Here is a 17339-nt window from a genome sequence, read left to right as displayed (position 1 = left end):
TGGTCCTTTGTTTAATCAAGTCGGGCAAGCATCACACAGGATGCTTGCCCAAGTCCCCACCCACATTTGGAGGAGCGGGGTGGGAGTGGTTTAATCGAGGTAGCTGGCAGCGTTGGCAGCAGAAACCTCAGCCTTGAATTTGGCCAGAAGCTCACCGGCGCGGTCATCCATGTTCTCCGCCACGTGGGCTTCAAACGCAGGCTGGGCGGCACCGGCCATGGCAGCCCGTTGATCCGCGGAAAGTGCAGTGACTTCGATTTTGTCCATCAATCCAGCGAGGCCACGGTCAGAGGCTTCGATGATGCGAGACAGACCACGGCTTGCCGCAACACAGTTTTCCGCAGCGGTGTGAACAGTTGCGCGCTCGCTATCGCTCAGGCCCTCGTAAAACGCACGATTGATCATGAAGGTATACGGCGAGAACAGGTGGTTGGTCAGGGTCATGTGCTTTTGCACTTCGGCGAAGTTGGCAAAAGAAATGATTGGCACCGGGTTCATCTGACCGTCGATCACGCCGGTTTGTAGGCCGGAGTACACTTCACCCCAAGACAGCGGATAGGCCTCTGCGCCCAAGGACTGCATGATCTTCTGGTGGGATGGCAGAGTCATGGTGCGGATGCGGATGCCTTCGAAGTCTTTCAGATCGGCAATGGCATGTTTGGAGTTAGTGACAGCAAAGAAGCCGCCGGTGTCCGGGAAGCCCAGAACCACAACGTCCCCAAGTTCCGCTTCGATGTCCGCGGCCAGCTCTTTGCCAAAGTCACCGTCAAAAACGTTGTAAGTTGAGGCGTTGCCGTCAAAGGCAAATGGCAGGTTTAGCACGTCGATGCGTGGGTAGTAGCTGGCCAATGCACCGGTGGAGGTCAGGGTCGCTTGGATGATGCCGTCGCGCACTTGTTGTACGTGCTCTGCCGCGGAGCCAAGCTGATTGGAGCCAAAGACTTCAACAGAGACTGAGCCATTGGTGTCGGCGGTCACGATGTTAGAAAACACGGCGGTACAGGCGTGGGCCGGGTTTTCAAACGGATCGGTTTTGTTGTCGTGGCCAAATTTGATCACGCCGCCAGCAGAGGCGCTGGTCGCGGTCATTGTCGCGGCAATTGCCAGACCTTTGATAAGAGTATTCATGGGTTCCTCCCGTTGGGTTTAGTTATTTGGTGTTATTGGGCAAAGCCAAGCATCCGGGGCAGCCAGAGCGCGGCGTCTTCCCAGAAGGCAAAGGCAAAAAGGATGGCAACTTCGGCGAGCAGGAACGGGAACAGCTTGATGGAGATGCGTTCCAGTTTTTCGCCGGTGACTGAGGATAAGACAAAGAGGCAGGCACCGACCGGTGGCGTCATAAGAGAGATATTGAGCGCCAGCACAAAAATAATGCCTGCGTGGATCGGCTCGAGGCCAACCTGTTCTGTCAAAGGCACCAAGACCGGGGCCAGAATGATCAGGATGGCGGTGATGTCCATGACCATACCAACCAGCAACAAGAGACCAATGATGATGGCAATCACGGCATAGCGGTTGTCAGACAGGCCCAGCACGGTTTCCGCGATCAGTTGCGGGATGCGCTCAAAGCTCATCCACCAGCCCAGGATGCCAGCAAAGGCAATGATGACAAAGATCACACCGGTGATGCGCGCTGTGCGCACCAGCATGCTGTAAAACCCTTTGATGGTCAGGGTGCGGTAGACAAACACGCCGATGAACACCGCATAGGCCACGGCGATTGATGCCGCTTCGGTGGGGGTGACGACGCCGCCCAAGATGCCGCCAAGGATTATCACGGGCATGGCCAACGCGGAGAGCGAGGAAACAAAGGTGTTCCACACTTCGCGCGGTGTGGCGCCGCGTTTGGCTTTGGGCAGGTTTTCGCGTTTGCCGCCAGTGGCAATGACGCTCATGCAAACCAGACAGATCACCAATCCGGGCAGAACACCGGCCGCAAACAGACCCGCAATCGAGACACCCATTAAGGAGCCATAGACTACCATCAGGCCGGAGGGCGGAATGGTTGGGCCAATGATCGACCCGGCGGCAGTCACGGCGCAGGCGTAGTCGCGCTTATAGCCTTCTTTGACCATCGCTGGCACCAAGGTGCGGCCAAAGGCGGCGGCGTCTGCGGTGGCAGAGCCCGTGAGCCCGGCAAAGAAGACCGAAGCGAGCATGTTGGTATGGGCCAACCCGCCGCGGAAGCGGCCAACCAGCACTTGGGCCAGCTTCACCAGACGGTTGGTGATGCCAATGTCATTCATGATTTCACCGGCGAGGATGAAAAACGGCATAGCAAGGAATGGGAAAATGTTCAGCCCGTTGAAGACCTTGCTTGGACCGATGGCGAGAAACTGCGTGCCCGCCATGTCGATCAGACCCACAACACCTGCCAGCCCAATGGCAAAGCCAATTGGCATGCCAAACAGGATGAGCAGCACAAACGTGATGGCGACAATCATGAGGTTTCCTCCTCGAGGTGATCAGAGAAGGGCGGATTGTCGATATGCGTGCCCAAGTCGCGCAAGAGAACGAGGGCAAGCTGAATGGATGACAGGATCGCTGCGACGGGGATCGCGGCATAAAACGGCGCGAGGCTAACCCCAAAAATCATCGCCTGACGTGGTGCACCGGATTGGGCAAAGGCGATGCCGTACCATGCAACATAGAGGAACAGCGCCAGAGCAATGACGTCCATCAGGATCAAAACGGCGCGGCGGACCTGATATGGCAGAACCATGATGAACGCCGTCAGGCCAATGTGATCGCGCCGGGCAATGCCGGAAGACACCGCCAACATTGCGGCCCAGATCATCAGGTAGCGGGCCAGCACTTCGGGCCACGGCAGTTGCCAGTGAAAGAAGTAACGGTCGACCACTCCGAGCCAGACATCTAGCACCAAGGCCAGCATCAAGGCTGCAACAATGGCCTCAACCACTGTGTTGATCTTCGCGCTGGCAGTTTCTGCCCAGTGACGCATCGGCCCCCTCCCCTGGAACGATTTATGTACTTTAGGTACGTATATTTTCGAATCTGGCACGCAATCAAGCAAAATTTGTTACTGAGGTACATATCTTGCGGCAAGTCGCCGTAATTAAAGGGAGGTTATTGTCGTGTTTGACGTGAAAATGTATCTGAATTACACATCGATGAAGAGAGATGTGAGGCTGATGTGACCGATAACGCCACCGAATCGAACCTGGACAACCTGCCTCCGAAAAAGGGGCGTGCTGGGGCCGGAGATGTGATCTCTGCGCTGCATCACCATGACGGCAAGCTGGCGACGCAGGAGCAGAAAGTGGCCAATTACGTCAAAGCACAACTTGAAGATGTCAGCTCGATGAACATCGCGGAGTTGGCCAAACACTGTGAGGTCAGCACGCCCACTGTGATCCGGTTTTGTCGGACGTTGGGCTGTGATGGCTTCCGGGAGTTTAAGCTTCGGTTGGCGCAAAACCTTGCGGTCAGCCGACAATATCTCTCCGCTGATCCGTTGCCAGCCTCGGCAGCGGGGGACACGGCGGTTGATCAAATTCTCGCGGCGCTGTTTGCCGCCACAAATACGATGCGCCATCAGATTGAGCCGGATGTGATGGAGCAGGCAAAGGCCGCTCTGCTAGACACCCAGCATGTGTTGTTCGCCGGGATTGGTGGGGGATCCTCCAATGTGTCCCAAGAAGCGGCCAACCGGTTTTTCCGTCTTGGCATCCCGTCAGTGTCCACCAGTGACAGCTATATTCTGCAGATGCGGGCGGCGACGTTGAAAACGGGCGATGTGCTGTTTTTGATTTCCGCCAGCGGCGAGGCAGATGCCATTGTCGGCGCGGCGGAAATTGCTGGCGGATATGGCGCGACCACCATTTGTATAACCAAGCCGGGCACGCGTCTGGCCGAGGCTTGTAGCATTCCGATTGTGGTGGATCTGCCGGAAGATCGGGACATCCACAAACCCACAGCCTCGCGGTATGTGCATATGATTTTGGTGGATGCGCTGGCAATGGCGGTGGCGCAGGGCATGGCGTCGGAGACCACGGAAAACTTGCGTCGTATTCGTGCCTCGCTGACGGCGTATCATGGCCGAACTGGTCCGCAGCCGCTGGGCGACTAAGAAGATCCTAGCGACAAAAAAGACCCCAACCGATGGCTGGGACCTTTTGTTGTTCAGAGGCGCGGCATCAGCTCCGCCAGTGCGGCGAAGCGCTCAAATGATTTATTCTTAGCCTCGCTCCATCCCGCCTCGGCAATGGCGTTCAGGCGTGGATAAATCATGTGGTTGCGACGCTCCAACGTGGTGAGGTGTTCGCTCCACATGCAACCTTGAACCCCTTTGAGACGTTCCTGAAGTGCGGCGTCACCGTTGTCCGCTTCAAAGGCATAGGTTTTGTCCAGCGGGGTGAACCCGGCCCAGCTTGCACCCGGTGCGTACCACGCATCGGACAGCGCCATATCTAGGTAGTAGGCTTGCCCCGGGGTGCTGACCACATCATAGCCGTCATTGGCCAGATCGGCGGTTTTTTCTACAGTTGTCCAAGCAAACAGAAGACTCTTTTCCGGGTCCAGACCGCCGCCATGGGCGACCTCTTCCCAACCACCCAGTTTGCGACCACGGTCGGCGAGGAAATCCTGAATTTGGCGTAGGAAATAGGCCTGAAGTTCGTGCGTACCCTTGAGGCCAGTTTCGCGCATCATGGCTTGGGCCTTGGGCGACTGCATCCAGGCGTCTTCGGCGACTTCGTCGCCACCGATGTGCACAACCTCAAACGGGAAGATGTCGAGCACTTCCTCGAGCACTTTGGTGGCAAAGGTGTAAGAGCCCTCAATCGCCGGGTTGAGCGCGTTGTTGGCGTAACCTTGTACGGACCAGTAGCTTTCCGGTTCCTCAGAATCGACCAGCTCCGGCAGCGCGCCCAGAACGCAAGCGCAATGGCCGGGCACATCAATTTCTGGCATCACCTCAACCCCAAGTTTGGCGGCATGGGTCACCACCTGACGCGCGTTGTCCTGGGTGTAAAAGCCACCCTGACCGGCGGGATCGGCACCAAGCTGTGGCAGGACCGGAAGGTCCATGCCGGTATAGGCGGCGACCTCGGTGAGTTGCGGGTAGGCTTTGATTTCCAGCCGCCAGCCTTCGTCATCGGTCAGGTGCCAATGGAAGCGGTTCATCTTGTGCCAGGCCATGATGTCCACATAGCGCAGCACTTGCTCCATCGGGTAGATTTGGCGGGAGACATCCAGATGCGCGCCGCGCCATTCGTGGCGTGGGGCATCGGAGATTTCACCGGTGAAAGGCACGCCGTAGTTGGCTGCGTCCTGATAGGCGTTGGTCAGGGTCTGGGCCAGCGTGATGAGGCCATAGAGCAGGCCCTGATTTGTGCTGTGCTGCAGGTTCGGTTGGCCATCCGTCCAAGTGATCCGGTAAGCTTCATCCCCAAGGGAGGCGTCGGTTGCGATCTGTAGCTGCGGCACGTCGTCTTTTGCTGTCAGGACAAAAGGCACCGGCGCCAAAGGATAGAGCCGGCGGGTGAGGTCGGCGACATGGGACACGGCTTGAATGGTTGCCAGATCGCGCTGTGCCACGGCGTAATGCACGGGGGCGTTGGCGCACCAATGACTCACCTGAATTTGGTTGGGTTGTGGCAACACTCCGCAAGACAAAGCCGAGCTTTCCGTTGGCTTGGTCTCGCCAAGGGCAGCAGGCGCCTGCAATTCGCTGGCAAAAACAGGCACCAGCGTGCCGTCCTCAAGCACAACACCAGCTGATTTTGGGCCTTCGTTGGAGTGCTGGGCTGGACGAGTGAGGCTCTGCTCGGTGAAGCGCCAGGTTTCACCCGGGTTCAGCACAAAACCGTCTTCTGAGGCGTATTCGTGGAAATTGGCCTGTCGGCGGACTAGGGTTGCGCCGGTGCAGCGCGACGGGCGCAGGGTGCGCACAAGGGTGGTGTAAACCAGGCCGGGTTTGGTCACGGCAACATCGCTGCAGTTGGTTAGGGCAAACTCCATGGCGCCGTCTTCTGAGTGCCAAAGGCTGTCGAGGTGGAAGTGCATTGGTATCGTCCTGTTGGTTGGATGACTAAGACAGTGTCATAAGGGGTCACGCATGGGCGGTGGTAAACGCCCACGTTCGGAGCGGTGAATCACATTGGCAGCGCAACCTGCAAAACGGCATCAGCATGTCACGCATGTACCAACTCTATGTGTTCAGCGATGAAATGACCGAGGCCAATTTCGCGTAGTGTGCTTACTGGCTGGGCGCTGGCCTCACGTACCAGTTTGGCCTTGGCAGCAAACCCGGCGTCGCTGCCTGTGAGCCGCAACTTCGGATCAGGAACAGCGGTGCGTAAAAGCTTGGTGTAGCCGTGTTGCGGATTGCCAACAACTTGCTCTGTTGGGCCGGTTTCAACCACTTGGCCGCGGAACATCACAGCCGTGTCTTCGGCCAAGTATTCAGCGGTGGCAATGTCGTGCGTGATGTAGAGAATTGAGAGGCTGTGTTCGGATTTGAGGCGCTGCATTAAACCCAGAATAGATTTTCGGATCGACACATCCAACATGGACGTGGGTTCGTCTGCCACAATCAGGCGCGCCTTCACTGCCAAAGCCCGCGCGAAGTTCACGCGCTGGCGCTGTCCGCCGGACAGCTCATGTGGGAATTTGTTTGGAGTCGAGATTGGGTCCAGCTCCACGTCTTCCAAGATGGACCGCAGCGCGGTTTCCGGGTCGGCCTCGGGCTGATGCAGGGCCAAAGCACGCAGCAGGTGGTGTCGAATGGTATGGGCTGGGTTGAGGGCGGAAAACGGGTCCTGAAACACCATTTGCACCGCTTGACGGTAGCGCAATTGCTCAGCTTTGGAGGTCATGCTGGCGATGTCTTGGCCGTCAAACAGGATCCGACCCGACGTGGGCGCGTGAATGCCAACGATCATCTTGCCAACCGTGCTTTTGCCGGAGCCACTTTCACCCACAAGCACCAAGGCGCGGCCTGGCAGGAGATCTAGCGACACATTGCGCAGCGCGTCGACGACCGAGGCGCGGCCAAAGGCCGGGCGTACGGTGAAGGTCTTGCTCAGGTTGTCGAGGCTGAGGATCGGGGTGTCAGACGGCATGGGCCATTCCTTCCGGGCGCTGGGCGAGGAGCGGCATCGCGTCCCACAGGCTGCGGGTGTAGTCGTGTTCCGGTGAAGTTACGATTTGCGACGCGGTGCCTATTTCGACAATCTTGCCTTCTCGCATGATGCCGATGCGGTCCGAAATCTGGGCCATTAGGGCAATGTCATGGGTGATGAACAACACGGAGAAGCCGAGTTCATCTTTCAGGCGCAGAACCTCTTGCAGGATTTCTCGCTGCACCACCACGTCGAGCGCGGTGGTCGGCTCGTCCATGATGATCAGCTTGGGTTTGAGCGTGAGGGCCAGCGCGAGCGCCACTCGTTGACGCATGCCACCGGAGAGTTGATGCGGGTGGGCGTGTATACGGTCAACTGGGATGCCGACCATCTCAAGCATTTCTGCGGTGCGTTCTTGCGCCTGCGCTTTGGTCACTGTGCCATGGGCGCGCAGCATGTCGTAGAACTGTCGGAAGATGGTCATCACCGCGCTGAGGGAGTTCATCGCGCTTTGAAACACCATGGAGACCTCAGACCAGCGCCAAGCGCGCAGCTCTTTGTCGGCAAAAGAGAGCACATCGTGGCCTTCAAAGAGGATATGACCGTTGCGCACCAGCGCTGGCGGTTTGTGCAGGCGCATCAACGCGTAAGCCACCGTGCTTTTGCCACAGCCCGACTCCCCGGCGAGGCCAAGGATTTCATTGGGCTGGATCTCGAAAGAGATGTCGCGCACTGCGGTGAAGGGCTCCCTGGCGGTGAGGTAGTCAATACGCAGGTCTTTGACGGAAAGAAGGGCACTCATTGGTTGGCCTCCTGCATGCGCTGACGTGTCAGACGTTTTTCGATGCGCAGAGCTTTGGCCACGTTGCCAAGTGTGCGCATGCGCGGATTTGCAATTTCGTCGACGCCGAAATTCATAAGGGAAAGACCAACGCCAATTAGGACAATTGCGGCGCAAGGAGCGAGAATTTCCCACCAGGCGCCAACCATGATCGCGGAGGCGGTTTGGGCGTTATAAAGCATGGTGCCCCAAGAGGTGGCCAAGGGGCTGCCAAGGCCAAGAAATTCCAGTGTGGCTTCGGTGATGATAGTGAAGATTACGGAGCCAATGAAGTTGAAGCCGATGATCGACAGGAGGTTCGGCAGCATCTCCACAAGGATCATGCGCCAGTTTGGCTCTCCAATCATTGCGGAAGCCTGGATGAAGTCGCGGGTTTTGAGGGACATGGCTTGAGAACGAGTCACCCTGGCCCCCCAGGCCCAGGAGGTGAGGCCGATGATCAGGGCAATGGCCCACGGACCCACTTGGCCAAGGAAGGCCGCCAGCACCAGCAGCAGCGGCAGTTGCGGCAGGACCAGCACGACGTTGGTGAGGAAGTTCAGGATGTCATCGACCCAGCCACCAAAATAGGCCGCGGTGATGCCGATGGCCGTGCCAATGGCGGTGACGATCAGTCCGGCAACAATGCCCACCATGAGGGATGTGCGGGTGCCCCAGACCAATTGGCTAAACACATCGCGGCCCATGCGGGTGGTGCCGAGCCAATGTTCGGCCGACGGCGCTTGATGTGGGCGACCAATGCGGGCCACAGGATCAAACGGCGCAATGAGGGGCGCAAAGATCGCAATCGCCACGTAGATCAGCACGATGGTCAGGCCGATGGCGGCTTTGCGGTTGCGCAGGAAAGTACGGAGAAGATCAGACATCAGGCCCTCTTCAATCGGGGATCAAGGAAGACATAGGCCAGATCTACCGCGAGGTTCGCGAGCAGCATGGCAAGTGTCATGATGAGCAACTGACCCTGGATCAGCGGGAAATCACGTCCGACAATGCCAAGGTACAAAAGGTTGCCCACACCCGGATAGTTGAACACCACTTCGGTGATGAGTGATCCGCCAAACAGGGCGCCAAAACTGAGCGCGAGGGCGGTCACGGAGGGCAGAAGCGCGTTGCGGGCGGCATAAGCGTAGCGTACGCGGGCGTCGCTCAAGCCCTTGGCCTCGGCCATGGCGAGATAGTCTTCGCCAAGTTGGCCAATCATGTTGTTGCGCATGGTGATCAGGTAGCCCCCAATCAGGACAACGCTCAGCGTCACGACCGGCAGGAAGCCATGGTAGAGAACCGACGAGATGAACTCCCAGCTCCAGGCCGGATCCAGGCTTGGATTGAAGGCGTAAGAGGTTGGGAAAAAGCGGTTTTGCACCGCGAGAAAATAGAGACCACACAGCGCCACAACCACCGCAGGCACGGATTGCAGGGCCAGAGCGGTTGGCGAGGCGATCACGTCGGTCAACTGTCCGCGCCGCCAGGCGGCCAGAATGCCCAAAAGCGTGCCGATTGAGAAAGAAATCAACAGCGCAGATCCGGTCAGGAACAGAGTCCACGGCAGGGCCTGAATCAACACATCTGCCACCGGCATCGGGTAAAACTTGATCGACAGACCAAAGTCCCAGGTGAAGATCGAGCCGAGATAGGCAAAATACTGTTCGTGCAAAGGAGCGTCGATAAAGCCGAAGGTTGCCATCAGCGCATCGCGGGCCTCGGGTGCAATCATGCCGCCGGAGTTGGCCAGCATGATGTCGGCTGGGTTGCCAGGCAACATGCGAGGGATCATGAAGTTGAAGGTCGCAGCTACAAGAAAAGCCACGCAGTAGAAGCCGAGCCGCTTCAATAGAAAACGCATCAGGTCAAACCATCTGTCGAGAGAGGAAGTAAGGCCAAAAGCGGGGCCACTCATCTGGTGAGCAGCCCCGAAGGTAGGGAGGTTATTCTACCGGACGCAGGTTCAGCAGGTGCACCAGACGGGCGGGGTTGGTCTTGTGGACCACCGGGTTGGCCACTGGGTTCTCCGAGTTGAAGAAACCGGTGAAACGCTTGGTGTTGTACTGATACCAGCGTGGATTGTTGAAGACGTAAGCCAGTGGCATATCCTCTCCCACGATGGTCTGTACGTCAGCCATGATCGCCATCTGTTTTTCAGTGTCGCTGGTCTGCGTGAAAGCATCCAGAAGCTCACTTAGTTCCGCGTTGTAATACCGTGAGGCGGCAAAGCGTGATTTGGCTTGGTTGTCCTCGTGCAGTGAGTCGAGATACTGGTTGAACGGCGTGGCGCCAACGCGGACCGAGTTGATGGCCATGTCGTACTCACCGGTGATGAGCTTCTCGGTCCAGATCGCAGCTTCTGGTGTCGACACATTGGCTTTGATGCCAGCTGCGTTTAAGCCTTCAACTGCGATTTGGCAGCTGTTGACCCAGTCGGTCCAACCGTTTGGTACGATGACTTCAAGATCGATCTGCTCGCCATCCGGCGTTTCGACAAAACCGTCTCCGTCGATGTCTTTAAAGCCGGCTTCGGCCAGAAGCGCCTTTGCGGCTTCGATGTCGTATTGGGTGAAGGCGCCAAATTTCTCATCCACCTCAGCGTTATTCCAGGCGTGGAAGGCGCGGCCAAGGCCAGAGGGGTATTGGTTGATGGTCGGGTAACCGTAGCCAGCGATTTCAACCATGGCTTCGCGGTCAAACGCCATGGACACGGCGCGGCGGAAATTTTGGTTGTTGAAGGCAGCTTTGTCACCGGCTTCGGGTGCTTCGAAGTTCATGTAGAAGGCCACAAGAGAGCCGCCCGGCAGCCAATAGCTGTGGTGCTCCGGATCTTTGGCGACAAACGTGTTGTCGATGTCTGGAAGGAAGGAGCCCATCCAATCAAGTTCGCCATTGGCTGCTGCGGCCAGCGCCTGATCATTGTTGGCGATCTGCGGGAAGCGCATGCAGTCCACTTTCAGGCTGTCTGCATCCCAATAGTTGGCATTGCGACACTGGGTATATTCCTGCGGCGTGAAGCGGCGGATTTCGGTCAAGGGACCGGAGCCAACTGGGTTCGGGTTAGTGAAGGTCACAGGATCGTCGACGCCACTCCAGATGTGCTCAGGCACAATTGGCACGCGCACAATTTGATACATCGCCTGACTGGAAGGCGTGGCTAGGTTGAAGCGTACGGTCTTGTCGTCAACTTTGTCGACGCCCGACAACATTTGTGCCATGCCCACGCTGTCCAGCGCTGAGTTGCTCAGGGCAAGATCAAAAGATTTGACAACGTCATCAGCAGTGAAGGCCTCGCCATCGGACCATTGCACTCCATCGCGCAGGGTCACGGTGATGGCGCTGAGGTCATCTGCGTAGTCAAACGCGGTGGCCAAACGGTAGATCGGCTTGCCACCATCTATGGCATTAAAAATGATCAGCGGCTCGTACATGAAATGCAACACGGAGGGCGCCGCGGTGGTCTGGTTGAACGGGTTGAAGTTTTCCACCCATGCGGTGACCTGATCCGGCAGCGCTGTGAGTACTGTTTCTTCAGCCTGAGCGGCAGTGGACCAAAGCGCAACCGATGCCAGAAGCCCGGCGGTTGTCTTGAAATTCATTTTGTCTCTCCCTGTGTAGGCGGGTTGTCCCGCCTTATATCAATCCGCCGGATCTCCCCGATTTTTGGGGGCCATGATACACATCATGGTTGCAATTGGTCTCCTCACCAAACGCCTCGGATGTGGTGCATTGAAATCTCGGCCGCCTTGGAAATGGCACCAGAAAAATCGGCAATTTCGTCAAAACACGGAGGAGTGAGCAGAGAAGCTCTTTAAAAACCTAACTTATTTAGGTTGTTGGAGATGTTATCCCAAAGAAAAACATTTGGGATTTTCGATTTGGATACTTGTTTCGCTCTTGGGCAGGTCGCAGGATCACCCGCAGCAAAACCAGAAACTTTGGAGATACTGTGCCTTTTCAGGGAATTCGCGCGCGCCTGCTTGTCACCTTCCTCCTTGCTTCGGTGCTGCCGTTGGCACTCGGCGGCGTGGTGTTTTATCGGCTGGTCAACCAGATCATCACCACAGAGACTTTTGAGAAGGTTGCTTTTGTACGTGACGCCAAGGCGAGCGAAATTTCGCAGTATATGACCTATGCGGCCCGGCAAGCAGAGAGCCTCGCGCAGTCCGCAAACGTGCGCTACTCGGTGGGCGAGTTTTACGGTTTTAGCCATGCGCTCCGGCAAATTGAGGGCACGCCGGAAGAGGCCGGCGCCAAGCTACGAAATATTTTTGGGGTGGACAGCGCTCAAGGGCAACGCGACGAAAGTGAGACAGAAGACCAACTGTTACGCGAGGCGCTTGAGTACTCCAACACGCACCGCCGGTTTCACCAGGATTTTCTCGACTTCTTGCAAGAGGCAGAGTTTGACAATCTCTATTTGGCGGATCGCCACGGGCAGGTTGTGTATTCTGTTTATAAAGACGCCTACCTCGGCAGGCCGCTGAACCAACGTGTTATTGGTCTTGGGCAGGCGTTTCATAAGGTGACATCTAGCGATGGATTCGATCCTGTGTTTCAGGACTATGCAGTGGATGCGATTTCCGGCGAGCTGGCGGCGTATCTGGCGGTGCCTGTGCGACTTCATGGCAGTCACAAAGGTGCGATGATCCTTCGGATTCCGCCCAACAGCCTGCAAAGCCTTGTGAATGAAGGGGATGCATCGCTGTCGGTTATTTCATCGGGGGGGCTTATGATCGCGTCCAGCGGTGGTCTGACCCTTGGCGAGCAGGTTCGGATACCCAAGCCGATGAAAAGTAATGAGGGTGTAGCAGTTTTGGACGCAGGGCTGACAGGGATACCTACACTTTCTGCATGGCGAGAATTGGAAGAGCCGTTCCCACAGTGGACCGTGATCGCGGAGACCAGCAGGGAGATGGCTTTTCAGAACAGCCATCGATTGCGCGACACGTTGATTCTGATTGGGGTGGCGGCAGCTGCGGGTTTGGCGCTTTTGTCTTTCATATTCTCAAATGCCATCACAAGGCCCGTGCGCAAGATGTCGGAAGCTGCGAGTGCCGTGGCCACCGGCAGTCTCAATGATGCCCTGCCGGAATACGATCACCCGGTGGAATATGCACGCTTGTCCCGTGCTGTGAACCAGATGCGACGTGCCTTGCGTGACCAGTTGGACCTGATCCGGGACAAAAATGCGGAGCTGCAAGAAAAACTTCGCGAGATCGGTGAAAAGAACTCTGAATTGGAAGAGGCGGATCGGATCAAGGACCGCTTTCTGGCCAATACCTCACATGAATTACGCACGCCATTGAATGGGATCATCGGCATTTTGGAAACCCTTGAGGGCGGCGCTATGGGAGATATGTTGCCGGCTCAGGCCAGTCAGCTGCGCCTGATCACCTTCAGCGCGCGCCGACTGTCACGGTTGGTGGACGACCTTTTAGACATTTATCGCATTCGCGAAGGTCGCATGCGCTTGGACATGCAGCCTGTTGATGTCTCACACTCGGTGCACAACGTGGTGCATCTGCTGCAGCCAACCTTTCATGTGGATCCGGCCACTTTCCAAGTTGACCTACAAGATGGTTTGCCAGCCGTCGTTGCGGACCCAGTGCGGTTTGAACAGATATTGTTCAATCTGTTGTCCAATGCGGTGAAATATGGCGGCGGCAGTGTTGTCGAGATCACTGCGCAGGTTATGGATGCGGATCAGATGGCTGTGAGTATCCGAGACCATGGGCCGGGTATCGCAGCAGACAGCATGGAACGAATTTTTCATCCTTTAGAGCAACTGACGCCGGAAGGGTCGGGGCAGGCGACAGGTACTGGGTTGGGGCTGACCATCGCGCGGCATCTTGCGGATATGATGTCTGGACGGATCGAGGTGTCCAGCACGGTTGGGGAAGGGGCAGAGTTTCGAGTTTTACTGCCTGTAACCGATCAGGCACCTTTGGCGTTGCCGGAGGATCTGCTGCCACCTGAGTTTTCTCAACCGCCAGCGCTTCAGGCTGAAGTTGGAGCAACCGGCACTGTTGTTCCGGAAGGGTCGCCGTTGATCCTTGCGGTGGATGATGAACCGATCAACCTTCAGGTGCTGCAGAATTTGCTTGGGCCGCAGGGATATCGGGTTGCCACGGCCCATAACGGCTCAGAAGCTTTGCGCAGTGTCGCGAAGGAGCGACCAGACCTGATTGTGCTGGACGTGATGATGACTGGCTTGAGCGGATTGGATGTGGCCCGTGACTTGCGGCGGCGTCATCAATTACATGAGTTGCCGATCATTCTGCTAACGGCGCGCGGGCGTACTAGTGACATGCTGGCCGGATTTGAAGCCGGGGCCAATGACTATGTGGTGAAGCCTTTTGCAAAAGACGAGCTTCTCAGCCGTATCCGCACACTTTTGGAGGCCAGTCGCGCCCGCAGCCAGGCGGCAGAAAACCGTGAGCTGAAAGAAGAGATTGAGCGCCGCATACAGGTCGAAGACGCTTTGCGCTTGTCGCAAAGGCGTATGGCGCAACTGCTTGATACCTTGGAGGATGGTCTGATTTGTATCAACGCGCGCGGGGCGGTCACTTATGTTAATGAGGCGGCCCAGCAGGTGCTTGATAAGCCCGTGACCGTGAAAAAGAGTCGCCTGAAAGATGTTTTGCCGCAAAAAGTTGTGACACCTTTGGAGCAAACGGAGGTTGAGGACGAGCCAATCCACATCGAGGTGATGTTGCGTGGACAGCTGCATCAAGTGAGTTTGTTCGCTATGCTGCCGGAAGCAGGCGGTGGGCGCGCGGTTTTGTTCACGCGTGCATCCGCGCCGCGGGCACAGTTTGTCAATTCTCTGAGGGATGTTGTGGATACCTCTTTGCCATCCCTGATGTCGGATGGCGGAGAGGATGCGGACAAGGGCGCGTCCGGTGAGAGCTATCGCGAAACCATTGTGGCATTGATGTCGGACTCGTTGCAGATTTGGGGAGCTGCGACAGGTAAGACCAAGATCGACTTTGCAGAGACCAGCGGCATCTGGCGGGTGAACCTCGACAAAACGTCGTTGCAGACCCGGACGCTGGATAAGTACCTGTTGATTGAAACGCTGCCGGACAATCCGCGCTGGCGTGATGTTCTGAAGACGGTGATGTTTGTTTTGTCTCTCAAGGAACGTGCGACAGTCAGCTCAGATATTGCGGCGCGCTTTGATGCGCTTGAGGTGCGGTTGGAGGCGTTTCGTGCTTTGAAAGACCAGCGTGAGTGATGCGTGGCAAAACTGACGGCGCGTTTGGGATTGCGTTCCGCTACAAAATCTCTATACAGCGCCACCATACATGCGCGTGCAGCCCGCTTAGGCTTGATCTGATTCTCTGAAGAAGAGAGCCCGTTCGGGACGTCGCACGCAACAACCGTACCGAACCAAAAGGTCTCAGATCATGGCAAATTCGCCTCAGGCAAAAAAACGCGCCCGTCAGAACGAGCGTCGTCTCGAAGTTAACAAAGCTCGTCGTTCCCGCATCCGTACGTTCATCCGCGCCGCGGAAGAAGCCATCGAATCCGGTGACAAAGCCGCAGCTGTTGCCGCTCTGCGTGCCGCTCAGCCAGAGCTGATGCGTGGCGTTAGCAAAGGCATCTACCACAAGAACACTGCAGCGCGGAAAATGTCCCGCCTGTCCGCACGGGTGAAAGCGCTGGCGTAAGCTGCGTTTCACAAAGAATACGGAAAAACGTCGCTGTTTCAGCGGCGTTTTTTGTGTTCAGCTGTAGGCTATGAAGAGCAAGGCAACGCCCAAAAGGATGCGGTAGATCACATATGGTGTGAAGCTCACAGAGCGCAGCAGGCGCATCATGAATGCCAGTGCAAGCAGGGCGGCGAAGAAAGAAAAGACGGCGGCGATGGCGGCGTCTTTTGCCAGATCGATATCGGCTTCTTTGATGACATCCAGTGAGAGCAGCGTACCGCTGGCGATGATGGTCGGGATCGACATCAACATAGCCAGTTTTGCCGCGTCTTTGCGGGCATAGCCGATCTGGCGGGCACCGGTGATGGTGATGCCGGAGCGTGATGTGCCGGGAATGAGGGCAAGCGCTTGCCAGAGGCCCATCTTCAGTGCGTCTTTCAAGGACCAATCCGTTTCAGTTTTGGTTTGGGGACCGTGTTGGTCCATCCACCACAACACGATGCCAAAGAGGATCATGGTCCAGCCGATCACCGCAACGGAGCGCAATGTTTCGTCCATTCCTGTGAGCTTCAGGATGAGCCCTGCGAGCATCACGGGGATGGTTGCGGCGGACAGGAGGAAGGCGAGTCGTGCGCCGGGGGTGTCGATGCGGCCGGTCAACATGCGAGGCAATCCGCAAAAGGCAATTCTGGCGTCGGCCCAAAAATAGAGGATCACTGCGCCCAACGTGCCGACGTGGGCGGCCACATCAATCGCGAGGCCTTGGTCAGGAAACGGTGTCACTTTGGATAAGAGAATCAGGTGTCCAGATGAGCTGACAGGCAGGAATTCGGTGAGGCCTTGGATGATCGCCACCAGAAAAATGTGAAAAAGTGCCATTTGGGGTGGGATCCTTACTTGAGCGACTCACGTATAATTGGTCAATGATTCAAGGGAAATACCGAATGTAGGTCCGGTTCGGACCAAAAAGCGATCCAATTTTCGTGTTTGGACCGCGTCATTTGCCAGAAAACTGAAATATAGGTCAGTACAATTGACTTTTATATCCCATGAAAATTATCTAAACACTCCAAACTGGATTTAATCAGGAGGCAGCGACGTGGCTAAGCAACCTATGCTGAAATTTGTGACCGTGGATCGTGACATGCCGGAAAAGCGTGGCGCCACTGTACGCAAGGAAGATTTCGACGAAATCTATGCGGAGTTCGCCAAGGCGAAGGCGGAAGAGCAGGCGAGTCGCTGCAGCCAATGTGGTGTGCCGTATTGCCAGAGCCATTGCCCGCTGCACAACAATATCCCCGACTGGCTGCGCCTCACTGCGACGGGCCGTCTGGAAGAAGCTTATGCCGTCAGCCAAGCGACCAACACTTTCCCGGAGATCTGTGGCCGTATTTGCCCGCAGGATCGCCTGTGTGAAGGCAACTGTGTGATTGAGCAGTCCGGCCACGGCACTGTGACCATTGGCTCGGTGGAGAAATACATCACCGACACCGCCTGGGAAAAAGGCTGGGTCAAGGCGTTGAAGCCGGCGCAAGAGCGCAGCGAAAGCGTTGGCATCATTGGTGCTGGCCCGGGTGGTTTGGCGGCTGCAGACCGTCTGCGCCGTGCAGGTCTGCAGGTGACCATCTATGATCGCTATGACCGTGCTGGCGGATTGCTGACTTACGGCATTCCGGGATTTAAGCTGGAAAAAGATGTGGTTATGCGCCGCAACAAGTTGCTGGAAGATGGTGGCGTGACCTTCAAGCTGAACTGCAATGTGGGTGAGGACAT

14 protein-coding genes are annotated in these 17339 nt (G+C 56.8%); 4 read left to right on the top strand and 10 right to left on the bottom strand.

Annotation, left to right across the window (positions count from 1 at the left end; translation table 11 throughout):
• Positions 1 to 90 precede the first annotated feature (90 nt).
• Genes QZ517_RS09090 through QZ517_RS09080 form a run of 3 tightly spaced genes read right to left on the bottom strand, consistent with a single transcriptional unit; the run spans position 91 to position 2962 of the window.
• Positions 91 to 1128, bottom strand: coding sequence for a DctP family TRAP transporter solute-binding subunit (locus QZ517_RS09090; RefSeq protein WP_294225467.1), 1038 nt, complete (start codon positions 1126 to 1128; stop codon positions 91 to 93).
• A gap of 32 nt (positions 1129 to 1160) precedes the next feature.
• Positions 1161 to 2444 (bottom strand): TRAP transporter large permease, encoded by a 1284-nt coding sequence (locus QZ517_RS09085; protein WP_294225465.1) that lies wholly within the window; start codon positions 2442 to 2444, stop codon positions 1161 to 1163.
• A complete protein-coding gene (locus tag QZ517_RS09080; protein ID WP_294225462.1) occupies positions 2441 to 2962 on the bottom strand; it encodes a TRAP transporter small permease in 522 nt (173 codons plus the stop codon). Before QZ517_RS09080 ends, QZ517_RS09085 begins: the two co-directional genes overlap by 4 nt.
• Before the next feature lie 192 nt (positions 2963 to 3154).
• Between QZ517_RS09080 and QZ517_RS09075 the strand changes: the two genes are divergently transcribed.
• Complete coding sequence (locus tag QZ517_RS09075; RefSeq protein ID WP_294225459.1) at positions 3155 to 4090, top strand: MurR/RpiR family transcriptional regulator; 936 nt, start codon at positions 3155 to 3157, stop codon at positions 4088 to 4090.
• 53 nt (positions 4091 to 4143) lie between these two features.
• Here the strand turns inward: QZ517_RS09075 and QZ517_RS09070 are convergent, their stop codons facing one another.
• From QZ517_RS09070 to QZ517_RS09045, 6 genes are all read right to left on the bottom strand, one after another.
• Entirely contained in the window at positions 4144 to 6027 is a 1884-nt protein-coding gene (locus QZ517_RS09070) for a beta-N-acetylhexosaminidase (protein WP_294225456.1), read from the bottom strand.
• A gap of 128 nt (positions 6028 to 6155) precedes the next feature.
• Entirely contained in the window at positions 6156 to 7085 is a 930-nt protein-coding gene (locus QZ517_RS09065; RefSeq protein ID WP_294225453.1) for an ATP-binding cassette domain-containing protein, read from the bottom strand.
• Positions 7075 to 7887, bottom strand: a complete 813-nt coding sequence (locus QZ517_RS09060) for an ABC transporter ATP-binding protein (protein WP_294225450.1) — start codon at positions 7885 to 7887, stop codon at positions 7075 to 7077. Before QZ517_RS09060 ends, QZ517_RS09065 begins: the two co-directional genes overlap by 11 nt.
• On the bottom strand, positions 7884 to 8792 hold the full coding sequence (locus tag QZ517_RS09055) for an ABC transporter permease (RefSeq protein WP_294225449.1): 909 nt from the start codon (positions 8790 to 8792) through the stop codon (positions 7884 to 7886). Before QZ517_RS09055 ends, QZ517_RS09060 begins: the two co-directional genes overlap by 4 nt.
• On the bottom strand, positions 8792 to 9769 hold the full coding sequence (locus tag QZ517_RS09050) for an ABC transporter permease (protein ID WP_294225446.1): 978 nt from the start codon (positions 9767 to 9769) through the stop codon (positions 8792 to 8794). Before QZ517_RS09050 ends, QZ517_RS09055 begins: the two co-directional genes overlap by 1 nt.
• Positions 9770 to 9851: 82 nt before the next feature.
• A complete protein-coding gene (locus tag QZ517_RS09045; RefSeq protein WP_294225444.1) occupies positions 9852 to 11507 on the bottom strand; it encodes an ABC transporter substrate-binding protein in 1656 nt (551 codons plus the stop codon).
• 350 nt (positions 11508 to 11857) lie between these two features.
• Between QZ517_RS09045 and QZ517_RS09040 the strand changes: the two genes are divergently transcribed.
• Positions 11858 to 15148, top strand: a complete 3291-nt coding sequence (locus tag QZ517_RS09040) for a response regulator (RefSeq protein WP_294225441.1) — start codon at positions 11858 to 11860, stop codon at positions 15146 to 15148.
• A gap of 172 nt (positions 15149 to 15320) precedes the next feature.
• Positions 15321 to 15584, top strand: coding sequence for a 30S ribosomal protein S20 (gene rpsT / locus QZ517_RS09035; RefSeq protein ID WP_283424294.1), 264 nt, complete (start codon positions 15321 to 15323; stop codon positions 15582 to 15584).
• 57 nt (positions 15585 to 15641) lie between these two features.
• Here rpsT and QZ517_RS09030 read toward each other — a convergent pair whose 3' ends face one another.
• Positions 15642 to 16445 (bottom strand): undecaprenyl-diphosphate phosphatase, encoded by an 804-nt coding sequence (locus QZ517_RS09030; protein WP_294225436.1) that lies wholly within the window; start codon positions 16443 to 16445, stop codon positions 15642 to 15644.
• Positions 16446 to 16665: 220 nt separating this feature from the next.
• On the opposite strand from QZ517_RS09030, the gene QZ517_RS09025 reads away from it, so the two are divergent.
• Positions 16666 to 17339, top strand: a 674-nt coding sequence (locus QZ517_RS09025) for an NAD(P)-binding protein (RefSeq protein ID WP_294225433.1), incomplete at its 3' end; no start/stop codon positions are given.

Origin of the sequence: uncultured Shimia sp., from assembly GCF_913054185.1 — a bacterium.
Taxonomy (GTDB): Bacteria; Pseudomonadota; Alphaproteobacteria; order Rhodobacterales; family Rhodobacteraceae; genus Shimia.
Note: the sequence above shows the minus strand (reverse complement) of the source record. Positions and strands in the feature narration are given on the sequence as shown.